The organism is Paraburkholderia sp. BR10141 (genome assembly GCF_056155635.1).
In genome coordinates, this window is sequence record NZ_JBMIQH010000012.1 from 119,631 (window position 1) to 140,829 (window position 21,199).

20 protein-coding genes are annotated in these 21,199 nt (G+C 65.0%); 7 read left to right on the top strand and 13 right to left on the bottom strand.

Annotated features, from left to right (window positions below):
- Positions 1 to 45 precede the first annotated feature (45 nt).
- From ACOJB8_RS18575 to ACOJB8_RS18595, 5 genes are all read right to left on the bottom strand, one after another.
- Positions 46 to 1,065 (bottom strand): phosphotransferase, encoded by a 1,020-nt coding sequence (locus ACOJB8_RS18575; RefSeq protein ID WP_475013587.1) that lies wholly within the window; start codon positions 1,063 to 1,065, stop codon positions 46 to 48.
- 22 nt (positions 1,066 to 1,087) lie between these two features.
- Positions 1,088 to 1,762 carry a histidine phosphatase family protein gene (locus ACOJB8_RS18580; protein WP_342950064.1) on the bottom strand — a complete coding sequence of 225 codons (675 nt, stop codon included), beginning with the start codon at positions 1,760 to 1,762 and terminating at the stop codon, positions 1,088 to 1,090.
- Positions 1,763 to 1,857: 95 nt separating this feature from the next.
- Positions 1,858 to 2,757, bottom strand: a complete 900-nt coding sequence (locus ACOJB8_RS18585; protein ID WP_368602089.1) for a LysR family transcriptional regulator — start codon at positions 2,755 to 2,757, stop codon at positions 1,858 to 1,860.
- 73 nt (positions 2,758 to 2,830) lie between these two features.
- Complete coding sequence (locus ACOJB8_RS18590; protein ID WP_069266807.1) at positions 2,831 to 3,598, bottom strand: class II aldolase/adducin family protein; 768 nt, start codon at positions 3,596 to 3,598, stop codon at positions 2,831 to 2,833.
- 131 nt (positions 3,599 to 3,729) lie between these two features.
- Positions 3,730 to 4,647 carry a LysR family transcriptional regulator gene (locus ACOJB8_RS18595; protein ID WP_475013590.1) on the bottom strand — a complete coding sequence of 306 codons (918 nt, stop codon included), beginning with the start codon at positions 4,645 to 4,647 and terminating at the stop codon, positions 3,730 to 3,732.
- A gap of 115 nt (positions 4,648 to 4,762) precedes the next feature.
- Here ACOJB8_RS18595 and ACOJB8_RS18600 point away from each other — a divergent pair, with 115 nt between their 5' ends.
- Positions 4,763 to 5,575, top strand: coding sequence for an alpha/beta fold hydrolase (locus ACOJB8_RS18600; protein ID WP_475013592.1), 813 nt, complete (start codon positions 4,763 to 4,765; stop codon positions 5,573 to 5,575).
- 55 nt (positions 5,576 to 5,630) lie between these two features.
- Here the strand turns inward: ACOJB8_RS18600 and ACOJB8_RS18605 are convergent, their stop codons facing one another.
- The 4 genes from ACOJB8_RS18605 to ACOJB8_RS18620 all read right to left on the bottom strand — a co-directional run bounded on the left by ACOJB8_RS18605 (position 5,631) and on the right by ACOJB8_RS18620 (position 10,560).
- On the bottom strand, positions 5,631 to 6,689 hold the full coding sequence (locus tag ACOJB8_RS18605; protein ID WP_368602086.1) for a substrate-binding domain-containing protein: 1,059 nt from the start codon (positions 6,687 to 6,689) through the stop codon (positions 5,631 to 5,633).
- A gap of 24 nt (positions 6,690 to 6,713) precedes the next feature.
- Positions 6,714 to 7,952, bottom strand: a complete 1,239-nt coding sequence (locus ACOJB8_RS18610) for an SfnB family sulfur acquisition oxidoreductase (RefSeq protein WP_368602085.1) — start codon at positions 7,950 to 7,952, stop codon at positions 6,714 to 6,716.
- A gap of 65 nt (positions 7,953 to 8,017) precedes the next feature.
- Positions 8,018 to 9,076 (bottom strand): ABC transporter permease, encoded by a 1,059-nt coding sequence (locus tag ACOJB8_RS18615; RefSeq protein WP_069266812.1) that lies wholly within the window; start codon positions 9,074 to 9,076, stop codon positions 8,018 to 8,020.
- Entirely contained in the window at positions 9,073 to 10,560 is a 1,488-nt protein-coding gene (locus tag ACOJB8_RS18620) for a sugar ABC transporter ATP-binding protein (protein WP_475013594.1), read from the bottom strand. Before ACOJB8_RS18620 ends, ACOJB8_RS18615 begins: the two co-directional genes overlap by 4 nt.
- A gap of 324 nt (positions 10,561 to 10,884) precedes the next feature.
- Here ACOJB8_RS18620 and ACOJB8_RS18625 point away from each other — a divergent pair, with 324 nt between their 5' ends.
- From ACOJB8_RS18625 to ACOJB8_RS18645, 5 genes are all read left to right on the top strand, one after another.
- A complete protein-coding gene (locus tag ACOJB8_RS18625) occupies positions 10,885 to 12,129 on the top strand; it encodes an acyl-CoA dehydrogenase family protein (protein ID WP_406953742.1) in 1,245 nt (414 codons plus the stop codon).
- 5 nt (positions 12,130 to 12,134) lie between these two features.
- On the top strand, positions 12,135 to 13,553 hold the full coding sequence (locus tag ACOJB8_RS18630; protein ID WP_069266893.1) for an LLM class flavin-dependent oxidoreductase: 1,419 nt from the start codon (positions 12,135 to 12,137) through the stop codon (positions 13,551 to 13,553).
- A 178-nt stretch (positions 13,554 to 13,731) separates the two neighbouring features.
- Positions 13,732 to 14,511: an amino acid ABC transporter substrate-binding protein gene (locus ACOJB8_RS18635; protein WP_342950073.1), complete on the top strand. Its 780-nt coding sequence runs from the start codon at positions 13,732 to 13,734 to the stop codon at positions 14,509 to 14,511.
- A gap of 13 nt (positions 14,512 to 14,524) precedes the next feature.
- Positions 14,525 to 15,202, top strand: coding sequence for an amino acid ABC transporter permease (locus tag ACOJB8_RS18640; protein WP_069266816.1), 678 nt, complete (start codon positions 14,525 to 14,527; stop codon positions 15,200 to 15,202).
- Entirely contained in the window at positions 15,202 to 15,960 is a 759-nt protein-coding gene (locus ACOJB8_RS18645) for an amino acid ABC transporter ATP-binding protein (RefSeq protein WP_475013599.1), read from the top strand. The genes ACOJB8_RS18640 and ACOJB8_RS18645 overlap by 1 nt, the downstream gene beginning before the upstream one ends.
- A 44-nt stretch (positions 15,961 to 16,004) precedes the next feature.
- Here the strand turns inward: ACOJB8_RS18645 and ACOJB8_RS18650 are convergent, their stop codons facing one another.
- Together ACOJB8_RS18650 and ACOJB8_RS18655 are read right to left on the bottom strand one after the other, a co-directional pair.
- Positions 16,005 to 16,349, bottom strand: coding sequence for a DUF3088 domain-containing protein (locus ACOJB8_RS18650; RefSeq protein WP_368602079.1), 345 nt, complete (start codon positions 16,347 to 16,349; stop codon positions 16,005 to 16,007).
- A gap of 104 nt (positions 16,350 to 16,453) precedes the next feature.
- Positions 16,454 to 17,797: an LLM class flavin-dependent oxidoreductase gene (locus ACOJB8_RS18655; protein WP_475013601.1), complete on the bottom strand. Its 1,344-nt coding sequence runs from the start codon at positions 17,795 to 17,797 to the stop codon at positions 16,454 to 16,456.
- 188 nt (positions 17,798 to 17,985) lie between these two features.
- On the opposite strand from ACOJB8_RS18655, the gene ACOJB8_RS18660 reads away from it, so the two are divergent.
- A complete protein-coding gene (locus ACOJB8_RS18660; protein WP_342950077.1) occupies positions 17,986 to 19,020 on the top strand; it encodes a sulfonate ABC transporter substrate-binding protein in 1,035 nt (344 codons plus the stop codon).
- A gap of 88 nt (positions 19,021 to 19,108) precedes the next feature.
- Here ACOJB8_RS18660 and groL read toward each other — a convergent pair whose 3' ends face one another.
- Complete coding sequence (gene groL / locus ACOJB8_RS18665) at positions 19,109 to 20,743, bottom strand: chaperonin GroEL (protein ID WP_475013604.1); 1,635 nt, start codon at positions 20,741 to 20,743, stop codon at positions 19,109 to 19,111.
- Positions 20,744 to 20,769: 26 nt separating this feature from the next.
- Entirely contained in the window at positions 20,770 to 21,060 is a 291-nt protein-coding gene (locus ACOJB8_RS18670; protein ID WP_069266822.1) for a co-chaperone GroES, read from the bottom strand.
- Between the last annotated feature and the right edge of the window lie 139 nt (positions 21,061 to 21,199).

A 21,199-nucleotide genomic window follows, 5' to 3' on the forward strand; every position in this document is an offset into this window, starting at 1 on the left:
ATTGTCTCCTCAATGTATTCGCGTATCCGCGTCAAACGCCAGGCGTCAGGTGACGTCGACGCCCATCTTCGCGAGCGCGCCGGCCATTTCACCGACCTGGCGCGCCTTCTCATGCGATGCGTTGCCGCCCAGCGCGCGCTTCTTCACGCCCTGCGCGATCGCAGCGAGCCGGAAGAAGCTGAACGCGAGATAAAAATTCCAGTTCCCGATCGATCCGATTCCCCGCAAGCCGCAATACCGCTCGACGATCGCGGCCTCGTCCGGCACCCCACGCGCCGCCCGGTCCACGCCAGCAAGACCGCCAATATGGCCTTTCGGCGGCAGCCGCAGGCACATGCAGAAGTACGCGAGGTCGGCGAGCGGATTGCCGAGCGTGGAGAGTTCCCAGTCGAGCACGGCGCGAACCTTCGGCGTGCCGCGGTGGAAGATGAGGTTGTCGATGCGAAAGTCGCCGTGCACGAGCGAAGGCTTGCCCGCTTCGGCCGGACAATGCGCCGGCAGCCAGTCGATCAGCGCTTCCATGCCGTCGAGGTCGTCGGTCTGCGCCGCGCGATATTGCTTCGTCCAGACTTCGATCTGTCGTGAGAAGTAGTTGCCCGCGCGGCCGTAGTCGGCGAGGCCAACAGCCTCGACGTCCACATCGTGCAAAGCCGCCATCGTGCCGATCAGCGCGTCGTACAGGGCGCCGCGCTCTCCAACGGGCAGCGCGGGCAACGCTGCATCCCAATAGATTTCGCCCTCTTCGAAACTCATCACGTAGAACAGGCTGCCGATCACGTCGCGGTCCTCGCAAAGATGCAAGGCCCGCGCAACAGGAACCGATGTATCGCCGAGCGCGCTCAGCACGCGGAATTCGCGGTCCACGGCATGCGCGGACTTGAGCAGTTCGCCGGGCGGCTGACGCCGCAGCACATAGCGGCCGCTTTGCGCCTCGAGAAGAAACGTGGGGTTCGATTGCCCGCCGGCGAACTTCTCGACGACCATCGGCCCCTGAAAGCCGGGTACGTGCGCGGTCAGATAGCGCGCGAGTGCATCGACATCGAACTGAAGACTTGCATTCATCATGGAGCGGGAATCCGGATTCGAATCAGCCATAGGTGACGAGTTCGCGCCTCTCGGCCTGTTCGAGATGCGGCAACGTGTTGAAGGTGACCAGCGACATCGCGCTGTCATTGAAGACGTACTGGCTCACGCTGCTGTTGCGGATCTGCATGTTGAGCGCGATGGCGGCCGCAGCCGGCGCCTGCAGAACCTGCTGGGTAAACACCGCGATCGGTCCGCCCGAACTCACCACCAGAATGCGCTTGCCGCCGCTGCGCTGAATGGCGAGACGCGCACGCTCGCAGCGCGCCTGAAACTGCCCCCAGGTCTCGGGAATGCGTCCGGGCAGCTTGTCTTCGGACCAGAGCTGCAAGACCTGCTTGAGCCCCTTGTAGAAGGGCTTCATCGAGCCTTCGGCCAGGAGGCCGGGCGCCAGACCGCTCTCGCCGAGCGCGGAAAAGAGGGCGTGAAAATCGTACTCGTTCAGATCCGCGTCCTGCACGACCTCCACTGTCGCGCCGCCCATCGCGGTGAGCAAGGCGTCGGCGGTTTGCGCGTGCCGCCGCATCGTACCGGTCACGACGCGATCGAACGTCAGGGCCGCCTGCGCGCAATATTCGCCCAGCCAGCGCGACTGGGTAACGCCGGAAGAGGAAAGCTCGTCATAGTTTTCCGCGCCGAATGACGCCTGCCCGTGCCGTACCAGGTAGAGTTCCGCCATGCCAACCTCGTCTGGACATGACGCAAACGATACCGGGACACTGGCTATTCAGGAAATTTATTCTGGTGATACCGCGCCATAACGATTCGTGACAGCTACGGACGCTGCTTGCGCATGAGACGGCCGATCTGCTCGCGCAGCCAGCGATGGGCCGGATCGGTCGTGACGCTGCGGTGCCAGTAGCCATGCGTCTCGAGATCGGGGAGATCGAACGGCAGCGCCAGGATGCGCGCGTCATAGCGCTTGAGCAACATGAGCGGCGCAGTCAGGACGAGATCGGTGCGCATCGCGATCAGGGGCGCGACGAGATAATGCTGAACGCGGGTCTGGATGGTGCGCCGAAGTCCCAGCTTGTTGAGTTCGGTGTCGACGAGACCAGGTCCCTGCCGGCGGCTGGACACATGGATATGGCCGAAGCGCAGGTAGTCGTCGATCGTGAGCTTCTTCTTCGCGAACGGATGGCCCTGGCGCAGCATGCACGCGTAACGGTCGCGGCCCATCGGTTCCTGCTCCAGGTACGGATCGTCGATGAGCGGCGCGTCGATCGCCAGATGGACCGCGCCGCTCGCCAGCGCTTCCGGCACGTCGCGGCGCGTCGTGAAGTAGCTCTCGATGCGGATGCCCGGCGCAAGACGCTGCAACACCTCTTCCAGCGCAGGAAGCAGCATGGTCTCGGTCAGATCGTTCATGCTGAGCCGGAAGGTTCGCTGCGACGAGGCCGGATCGAAGCGTTCACCGGCATGGGTGCTCGAATCGAGCAACTGCAGTGCCTCGCGCACGCGCCCGATGATGTTTTCGGAAACGGGCGTGGGCATCATGCCCGCCGGCGTGCTCACGAACAGCGGATCGTCGAATGCCTTGCGCATGCGCGCCAGCGCGTTGCTCACGGCGGGCTGCGTGATGAAGAGCAACTCCGCCGCACGCGTAAGGTTGCGCGTTCGATAGACGGCCTCGAACACGACGAAGAGATTCAGATCGACTTTGGATGGGCGCATGGTCCCGAGCCTAACCGGCCCATCGCAATGCCGTCAATCGAGGGCGTGATCGGGCATCGCGTCGCCTCGAACGTCAGTCCGCATACCCCGGATAGGCTCGATCGAGCCGGCGCAGCAGACCGGGCCAGACGAGCGCCCCTGGCATGACGCCCCGCGTCACTGCCACGATCTGCTGCCTGAAGCCGTCGAGAATGGGCTGCGCGATTGGCGTGAGCTTCGCGCCGCCCGACTGCGCGCGCACCTGGATCATGCAGGCCGCCTCGAAGAAGTACATCGCGACAAAGGCGTCCGCCGGCGTGCTTCCGACGGTCAGCAGCCCGTGGTTACGCAACATCAGATACATTTTGTCGCCGAGGTCTCGAACCAGACGCGGCTTTTCGGCTTCGTTCAGCGCAAGGCCTTCATAGTCGTGGTAACCGAGCGACGCCAACACGCCGAGCGACTGCTGCGAGAGCGGCAGCAGTCCCGCCTCCTGGGCCGACACGGCCACGCCGTTGATCGAATGCGTGTGCATCACGCAATGCGCGTCGTCACGCGCCGCATGCACGGCGCTATGGATCGTGAAGCCAGCGGGATTGATGTCGTACGGCGACTCGCTCACCTTGCGGCCATCGAGGTCGATCTTCACCAGCGAGGACGCCGTGATTTCCTCGAACATCATGCCGTACGGGTTGATCAGGAAATGATGCTCCGGGCCGGGCACGCGCGCCGAGATGTGGGTAAACACCAGATCGTCCCAGCCGAACAACGCTGTGAGGCGATAAGCAGCTGCCAGATTGACGCGCGCCTCCCATTCGGCGGGTGACACGTCGTTCTTGACATTGACACAGGGTGAAGCCATGTCGACGCTCCTTGGTTGGTTTGGTGAACACCAGAGAGTCCTCATGATGCGTGCGAACTCCCCGAAAGATTGTCGGCCAGGCGACAACTCCATTCAACCGCGGCCGGCACATGCCATTCGATACTGCTCGCCTAAGGCACCGCCTTGCGATCCCACGGCGGTTCGTCGCCAAACGTCTCGGCGAGGTAATCGACGAACCGGCGCACCTTGAGCGGTATGCGCCGCACGCCCGGATACACCGCCTGAATCGCCAGTTCCGTCGCGCGATAGTCCGGCAGCAGCGCCACCAGTTCGCCGCGCCTGAGGTGCTCGCCGAACACGAAGGTCGGACCATAGGCGATGCCGGCACCCGCCAGCGCCGCGCCGAGCAGCATCTGCGTATTGTTGGCCGCCAGCCGGCACGGCCCGTCGATGACGTGTGCGCGGTGGCGCGCATCGAGCAACGTCCAGTCGCCCACCGACACCGCCTCGCTGAAGGCGAGGCGCTGCGCGCGACGCAACTCGTCGGGAGTGCGCGGCGTGCCATGGCGCTCGAGATACGCGGGCGACGCACACACGACCATCCGGCACGCTGCGAGCCGGCGCGTTACGAGTCCCGGTTCCTGCAGCCGTCCGATCCGGATCGCGACATCGACGCCCGCATCGATGAGATCCACGTAGCGGTCCCCAAGCAGCACCTCCACATTCACGTCCGGATGATCCTCCAGATAGCGCGCGACGACTCCGCCCAGATGCATCGCGCCGAACGTCACCGGCGCGGCGACGCGCAGCACGCCGCGCGCCGTGCCCTGCGAATCGCTTGCCTCCCGATTCGCTTCGTCGAACGCTTCGAGAATCCGCTTGCAGCGCTCGTAGTAGGTGCGGCCGACATCGGTCAGGCTCAGGCGCCGGGTCGTTCGCTGAAGCAGCCGCGCATTCAGTTCGGCCTCGATTGCGCTCACATGCTTGCCGGCCATCGCGGCCGACAGCCCGAAGCGCCGCGCCGCCGCGGCGAGGCTACCCTCCTCTACGGCGGCGACATAGACGCCAAGGCTCGTCAGTCGGTCCATTGGTTCCTCCAATTCGATAGTCCGATTATCGACTGACGACACTGCAACGGCAATTATCGAACCCAAGGATTGAATCTACCCTGCATCCATCACCCAATCGGGAAGGAGCCTGCCAATGGAAATCAAGTCGAACGGCACACGGATTCACGTCAAGGAGCAAGGCAGCGGCGAGCTGGCGCTGGTGTGCCTGCACTACTACGGCGGCTCGTCGCGCACATGGGACGATGTAGCGAGCGAACTGTCCGACCGGTATCGGATCGTAGCCACCGATCACCGCGGCTGGGGCGATTCCGAGGCGCCGGCTGACGGCTACCGCATCGCCGATCTCGCCGCAGATGCCGAGGGTGTCATCGAGGCGCTGGGCCTGCAGCGCTACGTGCTTGTCGGGCATTCAATGGGCGGCAAGGTCGCGCAACTGATCGCATCGCGCCGGCCGGGCGGGCTCGAAGGTCTCGTGCTCGTGGCGCCTTCGCCGCCGTCGCCGATGGTCCTGTCGGACGAGCAGCGCGCGACGTTGACCGGCGCGTATCAATCGCGCGCATCGGTCGAATACGTCATCGACCACGTGCTGACCGCGAAATCGCTCGACGCCACCCGCCGCGAGCAAGTCATCGAGGACAGCCTGAAGGCCGCGCCGCAGGCCAAGGCGGCCTGGCCGAACGTAGCCATGGGCGAAGACATCACCGAGGCGGTGGCATCCGTCAACGTGCCGACCATCGTCATTTCAGGAGAACTCGACCAGGTCGATCGCGTGGCGACGCTGCAGGCGGAACTGCTGCCGCGCATCCCGCACGCGGCGTTGCACATCCTGCCCGGAACGGGACACTTGTCGCCGCTCGAAGCGCCCGCCGATGTGGCGCGGGTCATTGCGCGGTTCGTCGGCGCGAATATTCCCGCGCGACGCATTGACTCGAAAGCAGTGGAGTGAAGGGAATGGCACCCGGCGCAACTCGCCGGATGCTCAGCCCGCGCCGCCATCGGGGTTACTGATCGACGGGAATCCAGTTCGCCGTCGCCGCGTCGCTGGCCCGGAATGCCGGGAATTTCGCCCCCAGTTCCGCAATGGTGTGGATATCGTTCTTGACGAGATCGTCGCGCGTGACGAGCGTGGGCTTCACGAGGATGTGATGGTCGAGCGGCTGCCCGGCCACGTCGAGCGCCGCGGCCCGCACCGATACGGCGCCCACCACGGCCGGGTTGGTCGCCGCGGTGGCGACCCACGCGCTGTTCGGCGCGCGAATCGCCTCGATGTCGGCAGTCGAGATGTCCGCGCTGTAGATCCGCACCTTGCTCGCCACGTTCGATTCATTCGCCGCGAGATTGGCGCCGCGCGCAAATTCGTCATAGGGGGCAATGACCACGCGAATATCCGGATGCGCGCGGTAGGCGGCAGCCGCCTGATTGGCAACCGACTGCGCAATCGGATTGTCCACGGTGCCCCAGCGCGCCTTTTCCTGGATGCCGGGATGCTCGTGCTTGAACGTCTGCCAGACGGCGTCGCGCCGGTCGAGCGGCGCAAAGCCCGCTACGTACACGTAGCCCGCGGAAAACGCGTTGCCATTGTCCTTGACGGCCTGAGCGAGCAGCAGCGAAGCGAGGTCGCTGTCGCTCTGCTCGATTTGCGGGACCCTGGGGTTCGCCAGATTGACGTCGAAAGCGACGACCTTGATGCCCTTGTCGAGCGCCTGCTGCACGACGTCCTTGAGCGACTCGGGCAAGCCGTGATTGACGATGATCGCCGACACGCCCAGATTGATGGCCTGCTGGATCTGGTCGCGCTGCTCGGCCGCGTCCTGGCGCCCTTCGTAAATGCGCAGGTCGATGCCGAGCGCCTTCGCCTGCTTCTGCGCGCCCGCCTCGTAGGCCTGGAAGAAGTCGCCCTCCGAAAGATAATTGACCAGCGCGATCTTGACGCCGCCTTTGTCGAACGGCGCCGGGGCGCCCGCCAGGGTGGCCGCCTGCGCCGTGAGCGTGCCGAACAGGCCCGCCGTGCAGAGCGCCAGCGCGCTGTTGCGAATGAGCCGTTGAATCGATGTCTTCATGACGTTCCCGTTTGTGCGATGGGGTCAGTTCCAGGCGTGACGTGCCGGCTTGACGCCGTTGAGGTAGTAATTGCCAACAAGGTGATACTTCCAGCGCACCGGATCGTGCAGCGTGTGCGTTCGTGCGTTGCGCCAGTGGCGGTCGAGGTTGTGCACGTCCAGCGTCGACTGCGTGCCGGCCAGTTCGAACAGCTTCTCGCCGGCCAGCAGCGCGACTTGTGTCGTGAGCACCTTCGCCTCGCCCACGGCGACCGAGGCGCGCGCCACGTCGTCCTCCGTCGTCTCGCCTTTTGCGGCGAGTTCGTCGAGTACACGCGCCGCACGCTCGAGCAAGGCCTCGGCGGCATGCAGCTGGATATGCAGATTGCCGACCTCGCGGATCGTCAGGGGGTCGTCGCTTGCACGCTCGACGCCGCTATCGACCCACGGCCGCGAGCGAGAGCGCACGAACGCGAGCGTGTCTTCGATCGCCGCGCGGGCAATGCCTGCGTCGATGGCGGCCTGGATGATCTGCGAGAGCGGACCGTTGAGCGTGGGCTGCTCCGACACGCGATGCGCGGGCAACACGAGCCTTGCCGGCACGCGCACGTTCTCTAGCGTCACGGTGCCGCTCGCGGTGGTGCGCTGGCCGAAACCGGACCAATCGTCGACCACGCTGAGCCCTGGCGTGCCGCGCGGAATATAGGCGAGCCAGCCCCTGCGGTCCTCGTCGAGCCCGAGCACGGGAACGTAATGCGCGAACAGGGCGCCCGTCGAATAGAACTTGGTGCCGTCCACGACGTAGTGATCGCCGTCGCGGCGCACGCGTGTCTTCAGGTCGAGCACGTGTTTCGTGCCCTTTTCCGAGAAGCCGTTGCCAAAGCGCTTGCCGGCGATGACTTCGCCGAACAGCTCGCGCTTTTGCTCCTCGGTGCCCGTCAGCGCGATCACGTCGACGAGGCCGAAGTGATTCTGCGGCAGTTGCCCGAGCGACGGGTCCGCAGCCGCAATGATCTTGACGACCTCCGTGAGCGTGACGTTAGACACGCCAGCGCCGCCATACGCTTTGGGCACCGTAATGCCCCACAGCCCCGAGCGCGAAAACCACTCGATCTCCTCATGCGGCAGGCGCCGCTCGCTGTCGCGCTGCGCCGCGCCAACGGCCAGCCGCGCGGCCAGCTCCGTTGCGACAGCGATCGCTTCGTTTTCCGTAGCAATCACATGCGCGGCCTCCGTTACGGGAGCGGCGCCCAGTGTCTCGCTGCCTGCCAGTGTCTCTGCCATGATTTGCTCCGCTCGATCAGATTGTGTAACTCGCTAACCACGAAATTGCCGGACGTCTGCCGGCTTCAGTTGCGCCCTTCCGCCCGGCGCCCGATGCTGAACGTGAACGCCAGCGCCACGACCAGCAATGCGCCCTTGATGAAGTCCTGAAGGTAATACGGGGCGTTGAGCATCGTGAGCCCGTTGAGCAGCACGCCGACGAACACCGCGCCGATCACCGTGCCCGGCACATTGGGCCGCTTCGCGCCCCATACCGCATAGCCAACCAGCGCAGCCGCCACCGCATCGAGCAGCAACGAATGCCCCGCGCTCACGTCGCCTCGCCCCACGCGCGCGGCGATGAGCAGCCCGCCGAGCGAGGCGATCGTCGCGGAAGCGACATAAGCCGCGAGCCGGTAGCGGGCCGTTGGCGCACCGGCCAGCCGGGCCGCCGTCTCGTTGCCGCCGATCGCATAGACCACCCGGCCCCAGCGCGTGGAGCCCATGACGAATGAGACGAGCGCGGTCAGCACGAGCAGCACGATGACAGGCACCGGCACCACATCGAGGAGGCGTGCGCGGCCTAGCGCGAGGAACGCATCGGGGAACGTGCCGCTCGCTTCGGTGCCGTCGGGCAAGATCGTGCCGCTCGCAAGCGAGCGGCCGCCGGTGGGAATCAGTTGCAGGCCTGCAAGCAGGAAGAGCGTGCCGAGTGTCGCGAGCTGGTCCGGGACATGCAGGCGCGTGATCAGCAACCCGTTGAAGAGCCCCGCCGCCACACCCAGCGCGAGACACGCGAGCACGGCTTCCCAGCCGTTGCCGTGCCACACCACGAGCACATAGCTAGCGGCCATCTGCGCCGAGGCGGCGACACTGCCCACGGAAAGATCGAAGCCGCCCGCGGCGAGCGTGACCGTTACACCGATGCCGAGCAACGCCACGATCGAGACGGCCTGCAAGATGCTGAACAGGTTCGCGACGTTCAGAAACGCGGGTTCGCGAACCGTGAAGATGACGCCAAGAGCGACGAGCACGAGCAGCAGCCCGCCGCGCTCGAGCGCGACGAAGAGGCTGTGCCGGCGCTGCCGGGTCGTGTCGCGCGCGGAAGACTCGTCCGATGCTGCCGTGGGTGTGATGGATCTCATGAGTGGGCTGATAAGAGGGATTCCGCTACGGCTACGCGTTCGACTGTGCCGCGGTCGAACAGGACGATGCGGTCGGCGACTTCATGCGCCTCTTCGAGGTCGCTGACGAAAACGAGCGTCGCGCGCGTAGCGGCGCGCTCGCGCAACGCGGCGGCGATATCGGCCCGTGCGCCCGCATCGACGCCCTGGAACGGCTCGTCGAGCAGCAGCAGCCGGGCCGGCTCGGCGTGCCAGCGCGCGAGCAGCACCTTCTGCTGATTGCCGCCCGAAAGCCGCGCGACGCGGTCGTCCGGACCCGAGCAGCGAATGCCGAATGTCTCGATGGCGTCTTGCGCCTGCGCGGCTTCGCGATCGCGAGGCAGGCCCACGCCGCGCTGCCAGCGGGACAGAAACGGAAAACTGATCGTGCCGGCGATCGATGCGAACGCAACGGTGTCGGGAAAGAGTGACGTGCGCCACCGGTCTTCGCCGGCGAGAAATACGCCCGCGCGGATCGCGTCGGTTGGCGAGCGCGGGGCCCAGGCGCTGCCGTAGAGGCGCATCTCGCCCGCGGCCGCGCGCAACGCGCCGAATATCACCTGGGCAAGCCTCGACTTCCCCGCGCCGACCGGGCCGACAACCGCGACGATCTCGCCTTGCTGCACGTCGAGATCGAACGCGTCGCCATGCGCCGTGAGGCGCAAGCCGCGCAGCCGCAATGCGGGTTCCGCGCCCGCCTCGCCCGTGCGTGGCAAGACTCGCGCCTGCGGCAGTGCGCGGCCGATCATCGCCTCCAGCGCCGCGTCGAAATCGATGGGCGCGCTCTGTTCGGCCACGATGCGGCCGTCACGGAGCACGGCCACCCGCGAAGCCAGTCTTCGCAGGTCGCCAAGCCGATGCGAGACGAGCAGCACCGCCACGCCCTCCGCGCGCAAGTCATCCACAAGCGCATGGAGCCGTGCGGCCTCGCTCGTGGAAAGGCTGGCCGTAGGCTCGTCGAGAATCAGCAGCCGCGGGCGCGAAGCCAGCGCCCGCGCGATCACCACGCGCTGCTGGCCGGCGAGAGAAAGCGAACCGAGCGGTGCCGTGAGGTCGGCTTCGAGCCCCACGCGCGCGGCCAGCGCGGCTGCACGGGTGTAGCGGGAAGCGCGCGGCGTCCACCGGCGCGCTCCGCCGCCGCAAAGTTCGTCGAGCAGAAGATTGTCGGCAATGGACAGCGCGGGCACCACGGCGTCGGCAATGCTCTGATGCACGGTCGCCACGCCCAGACGCTTCGCCGCCTGGGGCGAACCCGGCGCATAGGCGTGTTCGCCGAGCGTGAGCCCGCCTTCGTCCTGCGAATTCACGCCGCTCAGGATCTTGACGAACGTCGATTTCCCGGCGCCGTTCGCGCCCATCAGCGCAACGACCTCGCCGGCGTGGATGGAAAAGTTCAGCCGCGACAGCGCGAGCGTCGCGCCAAAACGCTTCGTGATCGAGTGGGCAGTCAGAATCGGAGCGGACATCGCTGGGGTTAGCCGGTTGGAGATCGCTAGCGGACAGTGCTGCCCATCGTAGCGAGGCATGGGAGAGAGCCCAACGAAGCGATGCTCATATTCATGCGTCTGCATTTGATAAGGCACCCTACAGAAAGCGGCCTGACAGCAACAGGGCGTATCCGCTGTCGCAACAGCCAATTCGACGACATTGCAAAGAACGCGCAGAAGCAAATCGGGCAAGCCGATATCGATTCATCAATCAGTTATTGGAGCCGCAGCGCGCGGGTTTCTATACTTTTCTTCTTCGCTGCGTGGTGCGCAGTCTCTCCACCCCCAACCGAGAAAGAACGCATGAATGTCTCCCGATCCCATGACGCGCTCTCGCAAGGCGCCGACTACGAAACCCTCGCCGCCCGCTTCCGCCCGATCTTCACGGAGATCGGCCGCGAAGCCGCCGAACGCGAGCGCTCGCGCACGCTGCCGCATGACGCGATAGCCGCGCTCAGGCAAGCGGGCTTCGGCGCCGTGCGCATTCCGGTGCGTGACGGTGGCGCGGGTGCTTCGATCGCGCAGTTGGCGCAACTGCTCATCGAGCTTGCCGCCGCGGACTCGAACCTGCCGCAGGCGCTGCGCGGGCACTTCGCCTTCGTCGAGGACTGGCTGAACGTGCCTGCCGGGGCGGACCAGCGCGCATGGTTCGATCGCTTCGTGAGCGGCCAGCTCGTCGGCAATGCATGGACCGAGGCTGGCGACGTCGCGCTCGGCCAGATCAACACGAAGGTCGCGCGCCGCGACGGCGGCTTCGTGCTCAACGGTTCGAAGTACTACAGCACCGGGAGCCTCTACGCGGACTGGATCGACGTGTTCGCGCAGCGCGAAGAAGACGGCAGCGACGTGATCGTGGCCGTGGCGACGGACCAGCCCGGCGTGCTTCGCGAAGACGACTGGGACGGCTTCGGCCAGACGACCACCGGCAGCGGCACCACGCTCTTTCGCGACGCCGCGGTCGAGGGCCGCAACATCATCGACTTCAGCCGCCGCTTCAAATATCAGACCGCGTTCTATCAGCTCTTTCACGTCGCCACGCTCGCAGGAATTGCCGAGGCAGCGAGGCGCGACGCCGCCACCCTCGTGCGCAGCCGCAAGCGTATCTACAGCCACGGCAACGCGCCGCGCGTGAGTGACGACGCGCAGATCCAGCAGGTGATCGGCGAGATCGCCTCATGGGCCTATGGTGCAAAGGCCGTCGCGCTGCAGACTGGAGAAGCCGCACAGCGCGCTTACGAGGCGCGCTTCGAAGGTGACGACGAGGCCGAGCGCGCGGCAAACGTGGAAGCCGAAATCGCTTCGGCACAGGCCCAGATCGTCGCCTCCGAATTCGCGCTGCGCGCGGCGACGCATCTATTCGATGCGCTCGGCGCGTCTGCCATCCGCGCCGGCCACGCGCTCGACCGCCATTGGCGCAATGCACGCGCGGTGTCGTCGCACAATCCGCTCGTCTACAAGGCGAAGATCGTGGGTGACTGGACCATCAACGGCACCGAGCCGCCCTTTCTCTGGCAAATCGGCAACGGACAGGAACGCGGGAGCAATTGAACATCATGAGCAAAACCATCCACCTGAACGCGTTCGAGATGAACTGCGTGGGCCACCAGTCGCCAGGCCTCTGGACCCACCCGCGCGATCGCTCGTGGCAGTACAAGGATCTCGATTACTGGACCGACCTCGCGAAGATACTCGAGCGTGGGGTCTTCGACGCGATCTTCATCGCAGATGTAATCGGCTACTACGACGTCTACAAAGGAAGTAACTATCACGCGCTTCATCAGGCCGCGCAGATTCCGGTCAACGACCCCCTGCAACTCGCCGCGCCCATCGCGATGGTGACGTCGCATCTAGGTATTGGCATCACGGCCTCCACGAGCTTCGAGCACCCCTACACGTTCGCGCGGCGTCTGTCCACAGCCGACCATCATACGAAGGGGCGCCTCGCGTGGAACATCGTGACGTCGTATCTCGAGAGCGGCGCGAAGAATATCGGGCAAGGCGGCCTGCGCGACCACAACAACCGCTACGAGGTCGCGACGGAATACGTCGAGGTGCTCTACAAGCTGTTCGAGGGCAGTTGGGAAGACGGCGCCGTGGTGCGCGACCGGGACCGGCGCGTGTTCACGCACCCGGAGAAAGTGCACGAAATCGGCCACAAGGGAAAATACTTCGAAGTACCAGGCTATCATCTTTGCGAGCCCTCTCCGCAGCGCACACCGGTGCTGTTTCAGGCCGGCGCATCGGGCCCCGGCAAGACGTTCGCGGCGCAGCATGCCGAATGTGTGTTCGTCGCGGCACTCACGAAAAACCTGCTGCGCGACTATGTGGCGGACGTGCGCCGCCAGGCGGCGCTCGCCGGGCGCGATGGCAACAAGCTGCTGATCTACAACCTCGTCACCGTGATCGTCGACGAGACCGATGCCAAAGCACAGGCGCGCTTCGAGGAGTATCAGCGCCACGTCTCCTACGACGGCTCGCTCGTGTTCATGTCGGGCTGGACCGGCATCGACTTCGGGCAGTACCTGCCCACCGACACAGTCAAGCGTGTGCAAACGAATGCGATCCATTCGGCTGTCGAACATCTCTCGGGCGGCGACACGACCTGGACCATCGAAGCGCTGGCGAAGTGGGGCGGCGTAGGCGGAATGGGACCGGTATTCGTCGGCTCCCCCACGACGATTGCCGACATCCTCCAGGAGTGGGTCGAAGAAACCGGCGTGGACGGATTCAATCTGGCGTACGCGCTCGCGCATGAGACCTTCGAGCATGTCGTCGAGTACCTCGTGCCCGAGCTGCAGCGCCGCGGCGTGTACCCGCGCGACTACGCGCCGGGCACCTTGCGCGAAAAACTCTTCGGCGGCGGCGCGCGATTGCCCGACGAGCATCCGGCGGCGCGCTATCGCGACATCGAGCGAGTGAAACGCGAATCGGCCGTTGAGACGGGCGAAGTGGTTCCCGCCCCGGCTGCGTAAATAAACATAAGCAACCCAAAACAGGAAGGCGCGTCCGTGGATGCAGCACATCCGTCGTTATATTCCACCAGCGCATATGCATAGCGAATGTGTCTGGTTTGCAGGCCGATGCGCCGACAGTAGAATCCGTCGACTCACTGATGCCGTCAACGAAACTCTCATTACGAACATTTCAATCATGAAAGCCATCCGCTCCGCTCTTTTCGCCGCTCTGCTGTCGGTCGTCGCCGCGGCGCCGGCCCTCGCTGCAGACGAACTCGCGCAGGTCAAGTCGTCCGGTGTGTTCCGTGTCGGCACCGAAGGCACTTACGCGCCGTTCACCTACCATGACGAAACCGGCAAGCTGACCGGCTTCGACGTCGATATCGCCACGGCCATCGCACAACGGCTTGGCGTGAAGCCGCAGTTCGTCGAAGGCAAATGGGATGGCCTGATCGCGGGCCTGGACGTCAATCGCTACGACGCCGTGATCAACGAGGTTTCGATCACCGACGCACGCAAGGCCAAGTACGATTTTTCGAAGCCGTATATCTCGACGCACGCCGTGCTGATCGTGCGCTCGGAGAACACGACCATCCATTCCTTCGACGACCTGAAGGGCAAGAAGTCGGCCAATACGCTGACCAGCAACTTCGGCAAGCTTGCCGCGTCGCATGGTGCCGACGTCGTGCCGGTTCAAGGTTTCAACGAATCGATCGATCTGCTGACGTCGGGCCGCGTGGACGCCACCGTCAACGACGCGCTTTCGTTCCTCGACTTCCAGAAGCACAAGCCGGACGCGAAACTCAAGATCGCCGCCATCGACGCGTCTTCCGCTGACGACCAGTCGGGCGTGCTGCTGCGCAAGGGCAACCCGGACCTGGTCGCGGCCGTCGACAAGGCGCTCGCCGATATCAAGGCCGACGGGACCTACGCGAAGATCTCGCAGAAGTATTTCGGCAAAGACGTTTCGCAATAAGGCGGACTGAACGATGCCGGCATGGCTGCATTTGATGGCGCAATCGTTGTGGCCACTGCTCTACGCGGGACTGGTCTTTACCGTCCCGCTCACGCTGGCTTCGTTCGCGATCGGTATGGCGCTCGCGTTCTGCGCGGCGCTCATCCGCCTCTTCGGGCAACGCTGGGCGGTCGCGGCCGTGCGTTTCTATATCTGGCTCTTTCGCGGCTCGCCACTGCTCGTGCAGCTGTTCGTCATCTTCTACGGGCTGCCCAACGTGGGCATCGTGCTCGATCCGTTGACGGCGGCCATCATCGGCTTTTCACTCAATGTGGGCGCTTATAACGCGGAAGTCATTCGTGGCGTGATCGAATCGATTCCGCGCGGCCAGTGGGAAGCCGCCTACTCGATGAACATGACGCGCGCGCAGGCGCTACGCCGCGCCATCCTGCCGCAAGCGATTCGCGTAGCGTTGCCCGCGCTCTCGAACTCGTTCATCTCGCTCGTGAAGGACACGTCCCTCGCGGCCGTGCTGACCGTGCCGGAAATCTTTCAGGCTGCACAACGCATCGCCGCCGTGACTTACGAACCCCTCATTCTTTATACCGAGGCCGCACTGATCTATCTCCTGTTCAGCTCCGTGCTCTCGCAGGCGCAAGGGCGTCTCGAAGCGCGCTATGGCCGCCATGCCCTGTTCCAGGCAGGGCGCTGATGATCCACATCGAGACACTCCACAAGTCGTTCGGCGACCACGAGGTGCTCGCGGCCATCGACCTCACGCTCAAGGCCGGCAGCGTCACGGCGCTGATCGGGCCGTCCGGCAGCGGCAAGAGCACGCTGCTACGCTGCATCAATCTGCTCGAAATGCCAGACTCCGGCACGTTGAGCGTGGGCGATGCCCGCCTCGAATTCAGCCGCGGCCGGCGGCTCTCCCACGCGGAAATCGCCTCGGTGCGTCGGCATACCGGCATGGTGCTCCAGAACTTCCAGTTGTTCCCGCACCTGAGCGTGATCGAGAATGTGATGGAAGGTCTCGTCACGGTCCTCAAATGGGAGAAGGAGCGAGCCCGCGAGCGCGCTGCCGCGCTGCTTGCGAAAGTGGGGATTGCCCAGAAGGCGGACGCATGGCCCTCCACGCTTTCGGGCGGCCAGCAGCAACGCGTGGCGATCGCGCGCGCACTCGCGCCCTCGCCCCAGGTGCTGCTCTGCGACGAGCCGACTTCGGCGCTCGACCCCGAACTCTCCGCGGAAGTGGTCGACGTGCTGAGGCAGCTCGCGCAGGAGGGCACGACCATGCTGATGGCGACGCATGATTTGCGGCTCGCGGCTTCCGTCGCGCACGACGCAGTCTTTCTCAAGGAGGGTGCGATCGTCGAAGCCGGCCCGTCGCATGAACTCTTCGCGCGGCCGCGCGATGCGCGCACGGCTCGCTTCGTCTCTACGCTTACCCAGGCCCTTCCGCCGCTCTGAGCTCACGCAGGCGGCGTCGCCCGACGCCGCCTGATCGTATCCGCTCAATGCACCCTGGGAAAACCGTGCCGATCGGCAAGCAGCGCGAGAATGCGTTTCGTGTCGGTTACGAAGTGACGGCCGTTCAGCGTCTGTACGCCCTCGGGTACCGGATGCTCGTCGCCTAGCACGAGCACGGGCAACCCCTGATGCGCCTCGTCGAGCACGTCGATCACGGCCGCCCGCGGGCGCGCAAACGGCAGGCGTTTCACATCGAGCCGCGCGACGCGCTCGGGCTCGGACGCGAGCAGTCCTTCTATCGGAGCGCCGTCCGGACAGATGAAACGCTCGCCGGGACGCGCGGGGTCAGTGAAGCCAGGTTCCAGCAACAGCAGCAGGTCTCGAGTCATGGTAGATCGACGCTCCGTGATCGAATTGAGGGCACACGGGGATTGTCGTGCGCGGCGGCCACTGCCGCCACGAATGAATCGATCCAACAATATTCGCGCCGCTGCTAACCGGCATTTTGGCTGACCGCAAAAAACCGGTTCTCCGGTTTCGGCAGGCCGAGATGCTCGCGTAGCGTATTGCCCTCGTACTCGCGACGGAAAATGCCGCGCCGCTGCAACTCGGGCACGACTTTCTCCACGAAGTCGTCGAGGCCCGCGGGCAGATACGGGAACATCACGTTGAAGCCATCGCTGCCCGCCTCCACCAGCCATTGCTCCATCTCGTCCGCGATCGAATCCGGTGTGCCGACCATTTGCAGGCCCGAGTAACCGCCCACGCGCTGCGCGAGCTGGCGAATCGTCAAGCCCTCGTCGCGCGCCCAGTCCACCACGCGTTGCCGCGCGGTACGGCTCGCATTGCTCTCCGGAATCTCGGGCAGCGGGCCGTCCGGCTCGAAACCGGAGACGTCGTGACCGAGCGCGATCGAAAGCGAGGCAATGCCGCTGTCATAGTGCACGAAGCTGTCGAGACGTTCGCGCTTCTCGCGCGCCTCTTCCTGCGAGTCGCCCACTACGACGAACGCGCCAGGCAGGATCTTCAGATGATCGGGATCGCGGCCCAGCTTTTCCATGCGCCCCTTCACGTCGGCATAGAAACGCTTGCCGGCTTCGAGATTCGGCTGCGCGGTGAAGACCGCCTCGGCCGTTTCGGCAGCGAGTTGCCGCCCGGCCTCCGACGATCCGGCCTGCACCACCACCGGCCAGCCCTGCGGCGGCCGCGCAATATTGAGCGGCCCGCGCACGCAATAGTAGTCACCCTTGTGCGCGAGCACATGGAGCTTCTCCGGATCGAAATACTCGCCGCTCTCCACGTCGCGCAGGAATGCATCGTCGGCCCAACTGTCCCAGAGGCCAGTCACGACGTCGAAGAATTCGCGGGCGCGGCGATAGCGTTCGTCGTGCTCCACGTGTTCCTCGAGGCCGAAATTGAGCGCTGCGTCTGGATTGGAAGTCGTCACGAGGTTCCACCCGGCGCGGCCGCCGCTCAGATGATCCAGCGAGGCGAAGCGGCGCGCGACATGATATGGCATGTCGAACGTCGTCGAAGCCGTTGCGACGAGTCCGATCTTCTCCGTCACGGCGGCAAGCGCCGAGAGCAAGGTGAACGGTTCGAACGAGGTGGCGGTGTGGCTTCGCTTGAGCGCGTTGACCGGCATGTTCAAGACGGCGAGGTGGTCGGCCATGAAGAACGCGTCGAAACGCGCACGCTCGAGCGTCTGCGCAAAGCGCTTCAGATGCGCGAAATTGAAATTCGCGTCAGGGTACGCACCGGGGTAACGCCACGCCCCCGTGTGCAGGCTGACGGGGCGCATGAATGCGCCGAGATGCAACTGTCGGTTACGGTTCATCGCTTCGGCCGCCGGAAAACGAAAGTCACAACATACTCCGGATCGGCAAACTCCGCTGAGGGCGTCAGCGCAGATAAGCATCTGACAATATCTTGGTTGTGCCGATGTTGAAACAGATTAAGGTGAGAGATGGATCGCCGCGCACCCGCGGCAGTTTCAACATGCATCTTTAAACAGGCAACGGCACGATGTCGAACGACAACTACGACCATCACGACGACCACACGGCAAACGGCGCACGCCGCAAGCTATTGAAGCTCGCAGCGGGGGCCGCGACGGCCGCCGCGCTGCGTGGCGCAACGGGGCTCACGAGCGCTGCCGCGTTGACGCTTCAAAGCGGCGCGGCACGCGCGGACGAAGGCCGGGTCCTGCGCATCGGTTTCCAGAAGTACGGCAACTTTGTGGTGCTAAAGGCTCAGCACACGCTGGAGAAGCGGCTCGCGCCGCTCGGCTTCACCGTGCAATGGCTCGAGTTTCCCGGTGGCCCGCAGTTGCTGGAAGGGCTTGCCGCCGGCGCAGTGGATGTCGGCACCGTGGGCGAAACGCCGCCCATCTTTGCGCAGGCCGGCGGCGTGGATTTCGTCTACATTGCCAGCGAACCGCCCGCGCCGCAGGGTGAGGCCATTGTCGTGCACGAAGATTCGCCGATCCGCACGCCCGCCGACCTGCGCGGCAGGCGCGTTGCGTTCAACAAAGGCTCGAACGTGCACTATCTGCTCGTCAAGGCGCTGCAGAGAGCCAACCTCAAGTATGAAGATATCCAGCCCGTCTATCTCGCTCCCGCCGATGCGCGCGCCGCATTCACGAGCGGCAGCGTGGACGCCTGGGTGATCTGGGATCCCTACCTCGCGGCAATCGAACGCCAGGCGAAAGTGCGTTCGATCGCGAACGGCGAAAACCTCGTTCGCAATACACAGTACTACATAGCAAGCCGTAACTTTGCGAACGCACATGCGTCTGTCCTGCATGCGGTCGTGGAGGAAATCGGCGCCGTGGACGCCTGGGCACGCGACAACGTTCCGGCCGTTGCGGCTCAACTGTCACCGCTTGTCGGCCTCGACGCGTCGACGCTCGAACTCGCCCTCAGGCGCGCGAGCTACGGCGTGCAGCCAGTCGACGCGCCCACGCTCGCCTACCAGCAGCAAATTGCCGATACGTTCTCCGAACTCAAGCTGATCCCGAAGAAGCTCGTCGTCGCCGATGCGCGCTGGCAATCCGCCTGAGCGCGCTGACGCCCGGTTGTCGAGACATGGCAGCCGCGCCTGGCATCGCGCCAGGGCGGCCTTCCCCCGTTGCCCGGGCAAAACCGGCCTAGAAGCCGAGATCGGCGCCGCCAGGGCCACCCGCCGGCGCTTGCACCGCCTGGGCTTTGGGAGCCTCATGCACCGTGGCATCGGTCGTGAGCAAGAGCCCCGCCACCGAAGCCGCGTTTTGCAGCGCCGTGCGCGTGACCTTGGTCGGATCGAGCACGCCCTTTTCGACCAGATCGCCGTATTCGCCCGTGGCCGCGTCGTAACCGAAGTTGCCCGTGCCTTCCGCGACCTTCGCCGCCACCACGCTCGCTTCTTCGCCCGCATTGCTCACGATCTGACGCAGCGGTTCTTCCAGTGCACGCAGCACGATCTTCACGCCCGCCGTCTGGTCGGCGTTCTTGCCCTTCAGGTCGAGGATCGCCTGACGCACGCGGATCAGCGCCACGCCGCCACCCGGCACGATGCCCTCTTCCACGGCCGCGCGCGTGGCATGCAACGCATCGTCCACGCGGTCCTTCTTTTCCTTCACTTCGATCTCGGTGGCGCCGCCCACCTTGATGACAGCCACGCCGCCCGCCAGCTTCGCCACACGTTCCTGCAGCTTCTCGCGGTCGTAGTCGGAGGTCGCTTCCTCGATCTGCACGCGAATCTGCTTCACACGCGCCTCGATGGCGCCGGCTTCGCCCGCGCCGTCGATCACCGTGGTGTTTTCCTTGCCCACCTCGATGCGCTTGGCCTGGCCCAGCTCCTGGAGCGTGGCCTTCTCCAGCGTGAGGCCCGTTTCCTCGGCGACCACCTGGCCGCCCGTGAGGATCGCGATGTCTTCGAGCAGCGCCTTGCGGCGGTCGCCGAAACCCGGCGCCTTCACGGCCACCGTCTTCAGCACGCCGCGAATGTTGTTGACGACGAGCGTGGCGAGCGCCTCGCCCTCGATATCCTCGGCGATCAGCAGCAGCGGGCGCCCGGCCTTCGCCACCTGTTCGAGCAGAGGCAGCAGGTCGCGAATGTTCGAGATCTTCTTGTCGTGCAGGAGGATGAACGGATTGTCGAGTTCGGCGACCTGCTTGTCCGGGTTGTTGATGAAGTACGGCGAGAGATAGCCGCGATCGAACTGCAAGCCCTCCACGACGTCGAGTTCGTCGGCGAGCGACTTGCCGTCTTCCACCGTGATCACGCCTTCCTTGCCTACGCGATCGATCGCCTCGGCAATGCGCTGGCCAATCGACTCCTCGCCGTTGGCCGAAATCGTCGCGACCTGCGCAATCTCCTTGCTCGTCGTGGTGGGCTTGCTGATCTTCCTGAGTTCTTCAACGGCGGCCACCACCGCCTTGTCGATGCCGCGCTTCAGGTCGAGCGGGTTGAGCCCCGCCGCCACGTACTTCTGCCCTTCGCGCACGATCGCCTGCGCAAGCACGGTGGCGGTCGTGGTGCCGTCGCCCGCTGCGTCGCTCGTTTTCGAGGCGACTTCCTTGACGACCTGCGCGCCGATGTTCTGGAGCTTGTCGGCCAGTTCGATTTCCTTGGCGACCGAAACGCCGTCCTTGGTCACGACGGGCGCGCCGAAGCTGCGTTCGAGCACGACGTTGCGGCCCTTCGGGCCGAGAGTGACCTTGACGGCGTCGGCGAGCAGGTTCACGCCTTCGATGAGTTTGGTGCGGGCGATGTCGCCGAATACGATGTCTTTGGCTGCCATGATGACGTGCTCTCTCAGGTTCTCGCTTATTGATTGACGACTGCGACGATGTCTTCTTCGCGCAGCACGAGGAGTTCGTTGCCGTCGACCTTCACGGTCTGGCCCGCGTATTTGCCGAACAGCACGCGGTCTCCCGCGTTCAGGTCCGGCGCAATGCGGCGGCCGTCGTTGTCGCGGCGGCCCGGTCCCACGGCCAGCACTTCGCCCTGGTCCGGCTTTTCGGCGGCGCTATCGGGAATGACGATGCCCGACGCGGTGCGGGTTTCCTGGTCGAGTCGTTTGACGATCACGCGATCGTGCAGTGGGCGCAGGCTCATGGGTGGCTTCCTTGCGGTTATCTCTCGGTTATTCGCGGTGAAAATGGCACTCGCCTCGTGCGAGTGCTGATGGAAAACCGAGTATAGAAAGCCGGCGCGCGCCGCTCCAATAACGGATTGGCAGATCGATATCTCACGG